Source organism: Kribbella sp. NPDC048915, from assembly GCF_040649595.1.
Lineage (GTDB): Bacteria > Actinomycetota > Actinomycetes > Propionibacteriales > Kribbellaceae > Kribbella.
This window is the reverse complement of record NZ_JBEZFT010000080.1, coordinates 21,153-33,571: the sequence shown is the minus strand read 5'-3', so window position 1 is coordinate 33,571 and position 12,419 is coordinate 21,153. Positions and strand designations below refer to the sequence as shown.

Annotated in this window: 13 protein-coding genes; 5 read left to right on the top strand and 8 right to left on the bottom strand. The window is 69.5% G+C overall.

What is annotated here, in order from left to right; translation table 11 throughout:
• Nucleotides 1-507: 507 nt before the first annotated feature.
• Together AB0B82_RS29120 and AB0B82_RS29115 are read right to left on the bottom strand one after the other, a co-directional pair.
• Entirely contained in the window at nt 508-1,965 is a 1,458-nt protein-coding gene (locus AB0B82_RS29120) for an MFS transporter (RefSeq protein WP_360175436.1), read from the bottom strand.
• Nucleotides 1,962-2,195 carry a hypothetical protein gene (locus AB0B82_RS29115; RefSeq protein ID WP_360175433.1) on the bottom strand — a complete coding sequence of 78 codons (234 nt, stop codon included), beginning with the start codon at nt 2,193-2,195 and terminating at the stop codon, nt 1,962-1,964. Before AB0B82_RS29115 ends, AB0B82_RS29120 begins: the two co-directional genes overlap by 4 nt.
• A gap of 148 nt (nt 2,196-2,343) precedes the next feature.
• Between AB0B82_RS29115 and AB0B82_RS29110 the strand changes: the two genes are divergently transcribed.
• Complete coding sequence (locus tag AB0B82_RS29110) at nt 2,344-3,036, top strand: response regulator transcription factor (protein ID WP_360175430.1); 693 nt, start codon at nt 2,344-2,346, stop codon at nt 3,034-3,036.
• A gap of 58 nt (nt 3,037-3,094) precedes the next feature.
• Here AB0B82_RS29110 and AB0B82_RS29105 read toward each other — a convergent pair whose 3' ends face one another.
• Nucleotides 3,095-3,463: a response regulator transcription factor gene (locus AB0B82_RS29105; protein WP_360175427.1), complete on the bottom strand. Its 369-nt coding sequence runs from the start codon at nt 3,461-3,463 to the stop codon at nt 3,095-3,097.
• 96 nt (nt 3,464-3,559) lie between these two features.
• Between AB0B82_RS29105 and AB0B82_RS29100 the strand changes: the two genes are divergently transcribed.
• Nucleotides 3,560-4,948: a GAF domain-containing protein gene (locus tag AB0B82_RS29100; RefSeq protein ID WP_360175424.1), complete on the top strand. Its 1,389-nt coding sequence runs from the start codon at nt 3,560-3,562 to the stop codon at nt 4,946-4,948.
• On the top strand, nt 4,885-5,559 hold the full coding sequence (locus AB0B82_RS29095) for a histidine kinase (protein WP_360175421.1): 675 nt from the start codon (nt 4,885-4,887) through the stop codon (nt 5,557-5,559). The genes AB0B82_RS29100 and AB0B82_RS29095 overlap by 64 nt, the downstream gene beginning before the upstream one ends.
• A gap of 215 nt (nt 5,560-5,774) precedes the next feature.
• Here AB0B82_RS29095 and AB0B82_RS29090 read toward each other — a convergent pair whose 3' ends face one another.
• The 3 genes from AB0B82_RS29090 to AB0B82_RS29080 form a co-directional block, all read right to left on the bottom strand.
• The gene (locus AB0B82_RS29090; protein WP_360175418.1) at nt 5,775-6,080 is read right to left on the bottom strand and encodes a hypothetical protein; all 306 of its coding nucleotides are present in this window, start codon (nt 6,078-6,080) and stop codon (nt 5,775-5,777) included.
• Between the two features lie 196 nt (nt 6,081-6,276).
• Entirely contained in the window at nt 6,277-8,712 is a 2,436-nt protein-coding gene (locus tag AB0B82_RS29085) for a glycosyl hydrolase (protein WP_360175415.1), read from the bottom strand.
• Nucleotides 8,713-8,790: 78 nt separating this feature from the next.
• Nucleotides 8,791-9,651, bottom strand: coding sequence for a LysR family transcriptional regulator (locus AB0B82_RS29080; RefSeq protein ID WP_360175412.1), 861 nt, complete (start codon nt 9,649-9,651; stop codon nt 8,791-8,793).
• A 73-nt stretch (nt 9,652-9,724) separates the two neighbouring features.
• Here AB0B82_RS29080 and AB0B82_RS29075 point away from each other — a divergent pair, with 73 nt between their 5' ends.
• Complete coding sequence (locus AB0B82_RS29075) at nt 9,725-10,939, top strand: MFS transporter (protein ID WP_360175409.1); 1,215 nt, start codon at nt 9,725-9,727, stop codon at nt 10,937-10,939.
• Nucleotides 10,905-11,639 (top strand): N-acetyltransferase, encoded by a 735-nt coding sequence (locus AB0B82_RS29070; protein WP_360175406.1) that lies wholly within the window; start codon nt 10,905-10,907, stop codon nt 11,637-11,639. Before AB0B82_RS29075 ends, AB0B82_RS29070 begins: the two co-directional genes overlap by 35 nt.
• Before the next feature lie 5 nt (nt 11,640-11,644).
• On the opposite strand, the gene AB0B82_RS29065 is transcribed toward AB0B82_RS29070, so the two are convergent.
• On the bottom strand, nt 11,645-12,040 hold the full coding sequence (locus tag AB0B82_RS29065) for a hypothetical protein (protein WP_360175403.1): 396 nt from the start codon (nt 12,038-12,040) through the stop codon (nt 11,645-11,647).
• A 191-nt stretch (nt 12,041-12,231) separates the two neighbouring features.
• Entirely contained in the window at nt 12,232-12,417 is a 186-nt protein-coding gene (locus AB0B82_RS29060) for a DUF5703 family protein (RefSeq protein WP_130385444.1), read from the bottom strand.
• Nucleotides 12,418-12,419 lie beyond the last annotated feature (2 nt).

Below are 12,419 nucleotides of genomic sequence, written 5' to 3'. Positions count from 1 at the left end.
GCCCCTCCCACAGCCGGTCCTGGAACGCGGCTTCGGCGACCACCGTCGTACCGCGGCCGATCAGCAGCCCTCGAGCTTGTAGCCGCCGGTGATCGGCTTGCCGTAGTCCTGCGCCCGCTCACCCGACCCCGCCCACGAGTCGTGGACTAAGGTTCCCGCACCCGAACCGAACTCCACGACTCGCCACTCCCGCCACGCCCAGCCGCAGGCCCTTGCCCGGCTGCCCGTGAGGCCGCGTTCGCCGAGTCGTGGCAAATGGTTCGGCGGGCAGACATCGAGTCGTTGAATTCGGTCGTGACGGACAGCCACTTTTCACGACTCGACGGCCAGGGCCCTGACACCACCCGTGCGCGGGCCGGGTAGGCGATCGATCGTCGTGGAGCGGCTCGTGGCGGCGCTTTCAGTTCGCGGCTGCAGGCCGCCTGTACGAGTGGTGCTGTGACGTACCGCGGTACGCCAAAACTGCGACGGGCGGGCGCCGTCGCAGTTGGGCAAAGCCGGGTGGGGTCAGGAGTGTGGGGGTGCTGGGTGGCGGTGGTTGTGGATCAGGTCGGTGGTGGCGATGGCCAGCGCGGCGACCATCAGAAGGGCGGCGACGAGGATGGTGTCGGAGACCGTCTGCTCGTAGTTGTGGGACCTCGTGAGGATGCGGTAGAAGGTCGTCGCCAGTACGGCGGTGCCGATCGCACCGCCCACGCGCTGCGCGGTTTGGAGCGCGCCGCCGGCCGCGCCGGCCATACGCACGGGGACGTTCTCGAGGCTCAGCGTGATGTTCGGCGAGGTGACCAGACCACCGCCGACACCGGCTACGAGGAGTGGTACGGCGACCACCCAGACGGCGCCGTCTCCGCCGTGATGCCGGAGGAGCAGCGCGGTCACGGCCAGCCCGAGGGTGGTGGCGACAAGACCTGAGACCGTGAGTACCCGACCGAGCCGGTTCACGAACCGGCCGGCGACAGCGGCCGACGTGGCGACGCCGATCGCGAACGGCGTCACGGCCAGACCGGAACGCAGCGGCGAGTACCCGAGCCCGTCCTGGAAGTACAGCGCGAGCACCAACCAGATCCCCGTGAACCCGATGAAGTAGACCATCCCGATCAGCGCCCCGGCGACGTACCCACGCGTCTGCACGAGCCGTGGATCGAGCACCGGCACGCGCCCACGCCGTACCGTGTCGCCCTCCCACCAGGCAAACCCGGCGAGCAACAGCGCTGCGATGACGAACAACCACCAGTCGTGGGCAAAACCCTTGCTCTCGGCATCGACCAGCGGTAGCAGCAGACTCAGGACGCCGGCGCCGAGCATCAGGCTGCCGACGAGATCGAGCTCCACCTTCCCGTGCCCGCCCGCGCCGGCCGGCAGCAGCCGGGCGGCGAGTACAAGCGCGAGCAGTCCGATCGGGACGTTGACGTAGAAGACCCACCGCCAAGCATCCGGACCGGAACCGAGCGTGATGATCAGCCCACCGACAACGGGGCCGGCAGCGGTGGCCAGACCAACGGTGGTGCCGAGTACGCCGAACGCGCGACCTCTCTCACTGCCCTGGAACAGCTCCTGGATCAGGCCGGTGTTCTGCGGAATCAGCAATCCGCCCGCGAACCCCTGCAAAACGCGCGCGACGATCAGCAACGTGATCGTCGGCGCCGCGCCCGTCAACGCGCTGGTGATGATGAACGACGCCAGCGCGATCATGAACATCCGCCGCCGCCCGTACGCATCACCGAGCCGCCCGGCCGGTACCAACGCGAGCCCGAACGCCAGCGCGTACCCGGAGACGACCCACTGCGCACTGCCCGCGCTCACCCCGAGGCCGCGCTCGATCGACGGCAGCGCGACGTTGACGATGCTCACGTCGAGCAGCGCCATGAACGCGGCGAGCTGGCTGACGGTGAGCGCGCGCCAGCGTCCCGGGATGTTCGCCGTACCGGTGAGGGTGGTCGTCGGGCCCTGCTCCGCCGCGCTCATCGTTCGGGGAGCGGGTCGATCGCGACCTGCAGCGTGACGGCGGTGGCATCTTGCGGTACGGCGTTCCACGTCTCGTCGACGATTTTCGCGCCGCCGCCCGTACCGGCGTACCGCAGTGGGTCGGGGGCCGTACTCCCGGGAATCACCCCGGCGGCCAGCATTCCGAGAGTCAGCAGTGCGGGTACCAGTGCGGGCAGCCGGCCGTTGGTCCGGCTCCTCGGCATCGTCATCATCGGGTCCTCGTCGTGAAGTGAACTGTCCGATCTTTCCGATCCAACGGTTCCGCGCCGGGGCCGGATTGTCGCCGGGGACAGCGCCCATCCCGGATTCCTGCTGGCCGGAAAGTACGACGGTGCGCGAGCAGGCATACTTCATGCCATGACGACCGATCCGCCCGCTTCGATCCCGGACAACGACGGCGCCGCGGCGCGGGTCCTGCTGGTCGAGGACGACGTACTGCTCCGCGAGGGGCTGGCCAGTCTGCTGACCAAATCGGGGTTCGAGATCGTCGGTCAGACCGGCGACAGTGCGTGGATCCTGCCGATGGTGCGCGAGCTGCGGCCGGAGCTGGTCGTGATGGACATCCGGATGCCGCCGACGAACACCACCGAGGGGCTGGACGCGGCGCGGGAGATCCGCCGCGAGTTTCCGGCGACGGGCATTCTGGTCCTGTCCGCACACGCAGAGGTCGAGCACGCGATGGAGCTGCTGGCCACCGGTCAGAGCATCGGATACCTGCTGAAGAGCCGGGTGACCGACGTTGACGAGTTCGTCGACACGCTGCACCGGATCGTGAAGGGCGGCTCGGTGATGGATCCGGCATTGGTGCAGGAGCTGGTCACCGCGCGCCGGCGCAACGATCCGCTCGCGGAGCTCAGCCCGCGCGAGCGGGAAGTGCTGGCGCTGATGGCGGAAGGACGGTCGAACGCCGGGATCGCCAAGGCGCTGTGGGTCACCGAGGGAACGGTGGAGAAGCATGTCCGGCACATCCTGGCGAAGCTGAGCCTGCCGGAGACCGAGAACGACCACCGGCGGGTGCTCGCCGTCGTCACCTTCCTCGAGGCCCGCTGAACCGCCCAGCCTCGCCGAGCCGCTCAGCGTCGCCGAGCCGCTCAGCTCCGCCGTACTGTCAGGCTGCTCGGCCGAGGACCTCGCGGATCGCTTCCGCCGACAGGCCGGTCTTCGGGAGGAATCCCGCGACCGGGCTGTCGGCGATCAGGTCGGCGAAGTCGTCCTCGGAATGCGTCGAGATCAAGATCACGGTCGACGGCGCCACCTGCGCCTCGGCGGTCAGCCGCCGTACGACGTCGAAGCCGCTCTGCGCACCGAGATGGATGTCGACCAGCGTCACGTCCGGTGCGAGCTCCGCGGCGCACCGCAGCGCGTCGTCGCCGGTCAGCGCGGTGGCGACGACCGACAGACCCTCGCGCTCCAGCAGGCCGCGGGCGGCCGTCAGGAAGCGGGGGCTGTCGTCGATGATCAGGCAACGCAACGTCATGGAACCACCTTCGCAGAGACCGGGGCGACCGACATTGTGGCTAGCTGTACCTTTCGACCGGGTGCGGACCAGGCGGCGGGGATGATACTGGCAGGCATGGGTACGACGAACGCGCCGGCCGTGCGCTGGGCGACCAGGGTGCTCGCCAGCCTCGCACTGGTGGCAGTGGTGACCGGTGGCGTGCTGTTGCTGAAGCCGCATGTCGAGATGCTGAACCTCCTGGTGCTGTACCTGCTCGCCGTACTGCCGGTCGCGATCCGGTGGGGTGCGAAGCTGGCGGCGTTCACGTCGATCGTCAGCGTCTCGGTGTTCGTACTGCTCGTGCCGCCGTTCGGGTCGGTGCTGGTGGGCGACTCGCGGGAGATCATCGCGCTACTGGTGTTCCTGGTGACTGCCGTTGTCGTGGGCAACCTCGCCGCGCAGTCCCGGCGCTCTGCCCTCGAGTCGGCCCGGCTGACCGAGGAGCAGGCGGCGCTGCGGCGGGTCGCCACGCTGGTCGCGGAGGCGAGTCCGCAGTCGGCGATCTTCGAGGCGGTCACGCGCGAGGTCGGCGTACTGTGCGGGGCCGATCTCGCCCGGATGGAGCGGTACGAGCCCGACGGGACGGTGACGGGGGTCGCGGCGTGGAGCCGGGTGCCGGCGCAGCTCGCGGTCGGTACGCGGTTCGCGCTGGACGGGTTGAGCATCGCCCGTGAGGTGCGGCGCGCGAAGGCGCCGGTACGGCTGGACAGCTTCGAGGGCGCCGGCGGCGAGATCGCGGGGGAGGCGCAGGCGCTCGGCATCCGCTCGTCGATCGGGTGCCCGATCGTGGTCGCCGGGCGGTTGTGGGGTGTGATCGCGGCGTCGACCAAGCGTGACGAGCCGTACCCGGACGACACCGAGTCGCAGATCGCCAACTTCACCGAACTGGTCGCCACCGCGGTCGAGAACGCTGAGGCCCGGGTGGAACTGCGGCGGATCGCGGACGAGCAGGCGGCGCTGCGGCGCGTCGCGACCTTGGTGGCGCAGGGGGAGACGCCGGAGCGGGTGTTCGCTGCTGTGGCGCGCGAGGTGGTTCAGCTGGTGGGGGCGGACACCGCCGCCGTACTGCGGGCCGACCCGGACGGGATGGCCACGCTCATGGCCGCGCACAGCGCGCGTCCTACCGAGTTTCCCGAGACCGGGACGCGGTGGAAGCCGGAGGAGCCGTCGCCGCTCGCGACAGTGCTGGCGGGGAGCACGTCGGCGCGCCTCGACAGTCCGGTCCCGGACGCCGCTGCTGAGGTGGAGTCTCAGTCGGACTCTGGGGCCGAGGTGGATCTGGTGCGGTTGGTGGGGGTGCGGTCGGCGGTGGCGACGGCGATCATCGTGGAGGGCGGTGCTGGGGCGGGATCAGTGTGGCGTCGCGGCACGAGCCGTTCGCGCCGGCTACTGAGCAGCGGTTGTCCGAGTTCACCGAGCTGGTCGCAACGGCGATCTCGAACGCGGAGGCGCGGACGAAGTTGACGCGATCCCGCGCGCGCATCGTCGCGACCGCCGACGAGACCCGTCGCCGGATCGAGCGGGATCTGCACGACGGGGCCCAGCAGCGGCTGGTTTCGCTGGCGCTCAACCTGCGCGGCGCCGAGAGCACGGTGCCGACGGAGTTGCCGGAGCTGCGCGAGAGCATCGGCCAGGCGGTCGTGGACCTGCAGGAGGTACTGGAGGAACTGCGCGAAATCTCCCGCGGCATCCACCCGGCGATCCTGACCGAGGGCGGTCTGGCGTTGGCGCTGCGGGCCTTGGCCCGGCGTTCGGCTGTCCCGGTGGATTTGCAGGTGGAGATCAGTACCCGGTATCCGCAGGCGATCGAGGTGGCGGCGTACTACGTGATCTCCGAAGCCGTCACGAACACCACCAAGCACGCGGAGGCGACGTACGTCGAAGTCACCGTCCAAGAACGCGACGGCGCCCTCCGCCTCCGCGTCCACGACGACGGCCTCGGCGGCGCCGACGTTCAAGGCGGCTCCGGCCTGATCGGTCTCCACGACCGCGTCGAAGCCCTCTCCGGCACGATCAACATCACCAGCCCGAGCAACGAGGGCACCACCATCCAGGTAGCCCTCCCGATCACCTGAGCCCCGGTGGTTGCCCCGGGCAAGCGTGCTGGCCGTCGGGGTGGATGTTCGCCCGCTACAAGGGCGTGGCCCGGACGTCCAGGTATGCAGAACCCATCGAATCGGGCCGAACAGCCCCGCCTTGGCGGACTTGTGCATACCTGCAGGTACGCGCGGGGAGGGGTAGGGAAGCCCCCGGCGGGAGGGGGCACGCCGGGGGCTGGTGAGGGGCGGGGTCAGGGCTGTTCGATGTCGGAGAACAGGCCCTTGAACGCGACCTCGGTTTTGGTGAGGGTGCCGAAGAGGTCGGCCGCGGCGGGAGTCGTGACGGCGGCGGAGGCGTCGTCGTAGGTTTCGAAATAGAGGTCGAGGGTGCGGTACGCGGGGGTCTCGGTGCCGTCTTCCTTCGGCCACACCTTGGCGGACTCCAGGCGCTGCAGCTTCGGGAGCTTCGCCGCGGCGGCCTTCATCTCCGCGTACGCCTGCTCGAACTCGTCCGGGTCCGCCGGGTTGTCGATGATCAGGGTGATCTTGGTGGCCATCTGCTGTCTCCTAGTCCATCAGGTCGATCCGGTGGAACGACCGTTCTGTCTCTTCGAGACTAGTCAGCACGCCGGCCGGTGTCAAGACAGACCGTTCTACCCGCTCAGTGCGTCGGTCGGCACTCGGGCAGCGCAGTCAGGCGACCGGGCGATCAGCGGATCGTGTCGCTGGTGTGTGAGCGGCAGTGCTGCCGGGTCAGGCCTGGTGGCGGACAGTTGGCGTGGTGAGGAGCCCGGAGTTCAGGAGGGTGGTGGCTTGGGCGATGTTTTGGAGGTCGAAGCGGCGGCCGTGGGTGGTGGTCATCTCTTCGGCGCGGGCCAAGAGGTGGTGGTCCTGAGAGAGGGCGTTGGCGGCCGTGTTGTGGACTTCGATGCGGATGGTGTTGGTACCGGCGCGGGCGGCATCGGTGATCTCGACGCGGTACGGCGGTGCCCAGAGCGGACCGCAGTGGGTGTCGTTGACCCAGACGTCGGCCGCGACACCGACGGGTGGGATGTGCAGGGCGCGGTAGGAACTGTCAGGCAGGTAGGACTCGGTGTCGGGCGGCACGAGCTCGCCGGGGCCGAAGTCCAGGAACAGACGGCCGTCCGCCGCAGGCAGATCGAGGGTCGTTGCGTAGGTTGCCGATCCGGAGTACGTCGCGAGCTCGGGGTCGTCCTCCCAACGGTGCGGCAGCGTCACCGCCCGAGTCTCGTTGTCGAAGGCAACTGACCAGGGACCGAAGTCGGCCGCCACGGTCTGCGGGACCGCCGCCGTGGACGGCCGGGACGTGGTGGGTAGTAGTACGGCGGCCTCGTACGGATGCAGCGTGACCGTGTCGCTGACGACGACCTCGTCGGACAGCGCGCTCCACCGCTCGAGAGGACGGTCCAGCGTCACGGTGCGTACCTCAGGACCGGTGTTGGCAAGGAAGTAGAAATCGCCGTCGTCGAGCCGCCGATGCACCACACCGACATCCGCCACCGGAGCGATCGGCGGCGAGGGCAGACGATCCGCCAGCGCAGCAACGTCGGTCACGACCTCACCACCAGCGGCAGCAACGGCCTCGAGCCAGCGTGCGGTCTCCGGCGGCGTCGTGGTTCCCGACGGTACGACGACCACCGGCACCGAGCCCGGATCGACCACTGAGATCGCGTCGTCGTCGATCAGATCGAAGTCGAGCCCGGCCTCCCGCACAACGCGGGGAACGCTCTCGGGGATCAACTTGCGCGCAACGCGGTACAGGTTCAGCGGCTCGTCGTGACCGGCGCGGGCAAGATAGGCGTCCGAGTTCGGGATGTAGATCTGCACCGGCCGCACCGGCGTACCCTGCCGCAGCAACCAGGACCACCGCTGCAGCGACCCGAACAGAGCAGTTGCCGTCGGCCACCAAGGGTTGCGGTCGTCCAGGCAGCCGGCGGCGTAGAAGATCCAGCCGAGTCCCGGTCCGCCGGTCGGAGAGTACGGCCAGCCGTGGCCGATCAGGTGGTTGACGCCGGACAGGAAGTGCTCGTGCGCCTCGCCCTGGAGGTCGAGCGGCGTGGCGCGGAACGAGGGGGAGTGCACCCAGGTCCAGGTCTCGGCGGACACCACCGACCGGCCGTAGATGTTCGCAGCCGACGACGCCCAGCGGGTCTCCGGGATCCGCTTCCAGCCCCAGCCTTCACCCTCGAACACGTCCGCGTGCCGGTAGCTGCTCATCGTCGCCGGCGGTTCACCGTAGCTCTGGATCCGGAACGGTACGCCGTACCCCGCGGCCCAGCGCTGGAACACCTTGAGGAAGTTGTCCTCGTACAGCTCCGACAGCGTCCGCCCGAAGTCGATGCGCAGTTGGCGTGAGCCCTCGGTGTCGACGAGCAGTTCGTAGAGACGTGGCCGCAGGTCGTACCCGCGCCGCTTCTCGAACTCGGCGAACATCGCCGGCGTCCAGTCGCCGCCGTACACCTCGAGGCTGTCGCAGAACACGGTCCCGAGCAGCTCCGGTGTCGCGGCCTGCAGCAGTGGCTCGGCGACGCGGCGGATGTGTTCGGTCGCAGCTGCCTCGGAGTAGTGGTCGAGGGTGTGGCCTTCGGCGCCGGCGGCGGCCCGTTTCACGTTCTGGCCGGTCACGCGTGAGGTGGCGACGAGTACCTCGCGCGGCTGCCCGCCGGCCGGTACCCGGATCATTCCGTCCCGCACCGGGACCTCGGTGTACGACGAGGGCGCGCCGGCCGACCCGTCGCCGACGAAGGCCGCGACGAACTCGTCACCCGGCCAGACGGCCGGCACGGGTACGTCATACGCTGCCGCGCCGATCTCGCTCCGATCCCAGTGCAACTGCCGCGCCGCGAGGTCGGGGCCGATGTGCGGACCGCCGTACGACCAGCCGCTGCCGAGCGTCACGTCGAACCGCAGTCCGAGCCGATGTGCCGTCCGCGCGGCATGGCCGACCAGCTCGAGGAACTCGGGCGATCCGAACGGCGCGGTCACCGGGCCCATCGGGTAGACGAACGCGACTTCGGCACCGCCGAGGCCGGCGGCGGCCATGGCCTCCAGCTCGCGATCGATTTCGTCTCGCTCGATGGATGGGCCGAACCACCACCAGCGCATCATCGGCCGCGCCTCGGGCGGCGGCTTCCGGAACTGTCGTCGTACGTCGTCGACGGTCGCCATGATCCTCACCCCACCGTGCTGGGCGTCCGGCGGTCAACGATGCTGACCACTACCGGTCAGATCGTCCCGCGACGCGGCTCAGGACAGATTCAGCGCCGCGCGGAGGCGTGACAGCTTGGTCATCAGCGGTTGCGGCGGAGTCGACGTGGTGACGACGGACAGCGTGAGGCGGTAGCGGAAGGGCGCCGACGTGAGATGTTCGCCCGGCCGGAGCTCGCCGGCCAGCGCGCTGCGCGGCACGAGGGCCAGATGCGAACGGCGGCGAGCCATCGCGACGGTCGTGCCGAGCGTGACGCCACGACGAGGTACTGCACCGAGCGCAGCCAGCCGCGCGTTGATCTCCTCGGCGCCCCGGTCGTACGTCGAGAACACGAGCTGCCGGTCCTTCAACGGTTGCCGTCCGCGCCCGGGCGGACGCGCTCCGGGCGGAACGAACAGGACGAGCTCGTCGCGTCCGACGCGGCGCGCGACGGTGCCGCGGGGGAGCGCCATCTGGTCGGCGATCGCGATGAAGGCGGCGTCCATCGTGCCCTCGGTGACCCGTTCGACAAGGAAATGGCCGTGGTCGACCTGCTGCTCGAGATCCAGGTCCGGCAGCTCGGCGTCGAGGACCGGGAACAGCACCGGCGCGAGGCTGGCGAAGGAGCCGATCACCAGCCGCTGCGTGACGGCCGCCGCGCGCGTCGCGTCGTACACCTCCTCGAGGTGACCGAGGATGTGATCGGCGCGGCGGCACAACTCGGCGCCGGCTCGCGTCGGCCGCGCGCCGCGGGTGTCACGCTCGAACAACTTGGTCCCGCACAGCCGCTCCAGCCGGGCGAGCCGCTGGGAAGCGGACGGCTGCGAGATCCGCAGCTCACGGGCCGCGGTCCCGACGGCGCCCGTCCGCGCAACAGCCTGCGCCAGCCGCAGATCCTCGACCGATGGTAATGAAGCCATAGGCCGAGCCTATGACCTGAGGTCAAGGACTGCCGCCTACCTGCACCGATCGCAAACCCCAAGAATTCAAGGCATGCAGGCAAGATCCGAGGCCTTGGTACTCCTGGCCGGAAGCGGTACGGCGGACTTCGCCTACCGCTTCTCGCAGGTCGCGCTGCCGTTGGTGATCCTGCGCGAGACAAGCTCCGTCGCAGCGACCGGACTGGTGGCTGGTGCTGCCGGGATCCCCGTCTTGCTGTCGCCCTGGTGGGCCCGCAAGGCACGGCAATGGGTCGACTCCGGTCCACGGCTCGCCCTCGTCGCCCTGATCTCCGCCATCGCGCTCGCCTTGGTCCCGGCCGCCGCGGAAGCGGGCGTCCTGACACCGGAATTGCTGATCGTCAGCGGCCTGCTGCTCGGCTGCGGCGACGCGCTCGCCAACCCCGGCCGATCGGCGCTGCTCGCGGACACCGGCGACCGCTGGGGTGACGGTCGCGCCGTCCAGTTGCTGACCTGGCAGGACGGTCTGAGACGCCTCGGCATGCTGATCGGCCCGTCGATCGGCGCTCTCGCGGTGTCAACAGGACTCACGAACGGCCTGCTCTGGATCGAGGCCGCAGCCGTCGCGGGAGCCGGGGCGCTGGCGTGCACGGTGCGCTCCGAGCGAGCTCCCGACGGAGCCGTGACTCCCTCGATCCGCGACAGTCTGCGCGGACGGACCGAGGTCGCCTACGGCTGGCTGGTGCGCGGTACCGGCTGTGTCACCTGGTTCGCGTTCACCCTCGGCCTGTCGGTCATCGGCGAGCAGCGCGGACAACCCGGCGTCTACCTCGCCGCAGGCATGACCGGGTACGGCGTGGGCTCGCTGGTCGGTACTGCGATCTCGCTGGCCGTGGTCCGCCGTACCGACCCGGTCGCGACCGCCGCGCTCGCGTGGGGGTGGAGCGGACTGTGCTGGGTGGGGATGGGCCTCTGGACGACGCCGTTCGTAGTCGCCGTGATGGGCGCGTTGTCCGGGCTGACGGTGGTGATCGGGATCGCCGCGATCTCGGTGCTGATCACGAGGTCGTCCGCGGGAGCCGAGCGCCGCGCGTTGCTGTCCGGCCAAACGGTCGTCGTCAACGCGGGCAGCGCGGCCGGAATGCTCGCGGGCGGCCCGATCATTGCGGCGGTCGGTGCGGAGCACTCGCTGATCGGAGCCGGGCTCGTGACGGCCGTGGTCGCGCTGCTTATCCTGCTGCGCAGCCGAACCCGCCGGTGCCACACTTCCCCTCATGCCGAAGATCACCACGTTGGCCGAGCGACCTGAGTACCTGGAGCGGATGTACGACTTCGCCGACGCCTGGCCGGCGTTCATGCACAACGACCCGATCGGGAACACGTTCATGGGACAGGTGCCGGCGCACTTCCCCGACCAGTGCGTGATCGCCACCGAGAACGGCGAGCTGGTCGCCCACGGCCGCAGCATCCCGTTCGTGTTCCCGGACGAGAGTCGCACCGAACTGCCGGCCGGCGGCTGGGATCGCGTCCTGCAGTGGGGCTTCTACGACCTGCGCACCGGCCGGACGCCGAATGTCTCGAGCGCACTGGAGATCCTGATCCGCCCGAGCCACCTGGGCCGGGGGCTTTCGCACGAGCTGCTCGCCGCGATGCGCGACGCCGTACGGGCCAAAGGGCACTCGGCCCTCTATGCACCGGTCCGCCCGAACGGCAAGACCGACCCGCACCAACCGATGACCGAGTACGTCCAGCAGCGTCGGCCCGATGGGCTGCCGGTGGATCCGTGGCTGCGTGTGCACGTGCGGTCCGGGGGCGAGGTCGTCCAGGTCGCGCCGCGCTCGATGGTGATCGCGGGGACGCTGGAGGAGTGGCGTCGCTGGACCGGCCTCCCGTTCGACACCAGCGGCGACGTCGTCGTACCGCAGGCGCTCGTCCCGGTCCATGCCGACGTCACCCACAACCACGCCGTGTACGTCGAGCCCAACGTCTGGGTCCGCCACGACCTGTAGGGATGTCAGTTGTGCACGTACGATCCAATCGCCTGGTCGTACTGCTGCACACCGGGCACTTGGTACTCGTCGGGCTGATGAAGGTAGACCGTTTCGCCGCAGTCGCCACGTGGAGCCGCTTTCACGGTGGCGTCCGCGATACGTCGGCCGGTCCGAAGTTCGTACAGCGTGAACCTGTACGAGATCGAGGTGAATCGGTCGACCTGTCGATTCTCCCATGGCTTGGCGTTCGCGCAGAGCTGCTGTTCCGCCGTGCTCAACTTGGTGTCGATGCAACCGATCAGCTGAGCATCCTGAGCCGCCGGGTTCCAGGGTAGCTCGGGCGTCTTCGGCGCGGCGGCGGAATCCGTCCGACGCGGACTCGAACCGATGTAGAGGCGACGATGGTTGTCAGCGATCACGACAGGATGCAGGCCTGTGCCCTGATAGGCAGGGGCGTCCTCGAAAACGATGTCGCCCCGTTGCGCGCAGAACTGCGCGACGGATTTGTCGGTCAGGTCGTAGTGAGGTTGGCGGATCAGCGCGCAGATGCCGCCGGACGAGTCCGAGGGCGGCGAGCAGTTCGTCGGCGAGAAGCTCTGTCACGTCCCGGTCAGAGGGTTCGCATGACTCGGATGATGCGGCGTCGTAGCCACACTCGGCGGGAGCCGTCGGGGTAGCGGCGGAGTCTTGCCAGCTCCCAGCCGCCGTACTCCGCGTGCTCGGTCAGCAGTTTGCGGACCGCGCCGCGGGATTCCGTCCTGGACACCTCGAACTGCTGCAGCTCGTATTCGGCCATTC

Excerpts from the sequence above, each read along its gene's own strand:
- AB0B82_RS29075 (WP_360175409.1), top strand. The coding sequence starts at position 9,725 with ATGCAGGCAAGATCCGAGGCCTTGGTACTCCTGGCCGGAAGCGGTACG.
- AB0B82_RS29090 (WP_360175418.1), bottom strand. The coding sequence starts at position 6,080 with ATGGCCACCAAGATCACCCTGATCATCGACAACCCGGCGGACCCGGAC.
- AB0B82_RS29070 (WP_360175406.1), top strand. The coding sequence starts at position 10,905 with ATGCCGAAGATCACCACGTTGGCCGAGCGACCTGAGTACCTGGAGCGG.
- AB0B82_RS29060 (WP_130385444.1), bottom strand. The coding sequence starts at position 12,417 with ATGGCCGAATACGAGCTGCAGCAGTTCGAGGTGTCCAGGACGGAATCC.
- AB0B82_RS29085 (WP_360175415.1), bottom strand. The coding sequence starts at position 8,712 with ATGGCGACCGTCGACGACGTACGACGACAGTTCCGGAAGCCGCCGCCC.
- AB0B82_RS29080 (WP_360175412.1), bottom strand. The coding sequence starts at position 9,651 with ATGGCTTCATTACCATCGGTCGAGGATCTGCGGCTGGCGCAGGCTGTT.
- AB0B82_RS29100 (WP_360175424.1), top strand. The coding sequence starts at position 3,560 with ATGGGTACGACGAACGCGCCGGCCGTGCGCTGGGCGACCAGGGTGCTC.
- AB0B82_RS29105 (WP_360175427.1), bottom strand. The coding sequence starts at position 3,463 with ATGACGTTGCGTTGCCTGATCATCGACGACAGCCCCCGCTTCCTGACG.
- AB0B82_RS29110 (WP_360175430.1), top strand. The coding sequence starts at position 2,344 with ATGACGACCGATCCGCCCGCTTCGATCCCGGACAACGACGGCGCCGCG.
- AB0B82_RS29120 (WP_360175436.1), bottom strand. The coding sequence starts at position 1,965 with ATGAGCGCGGCGGAGCAGGGCCCGACGACCACCCTCACCGGTACGGCG.
- AB0B82_RS29115 (WP_360175433.1), bottom strand. The coding sequence starts at position 2,195 with ATGACGATGCCGAGGAGCCGGACCAACGGCCGGCTGCCCGCACTGGTA.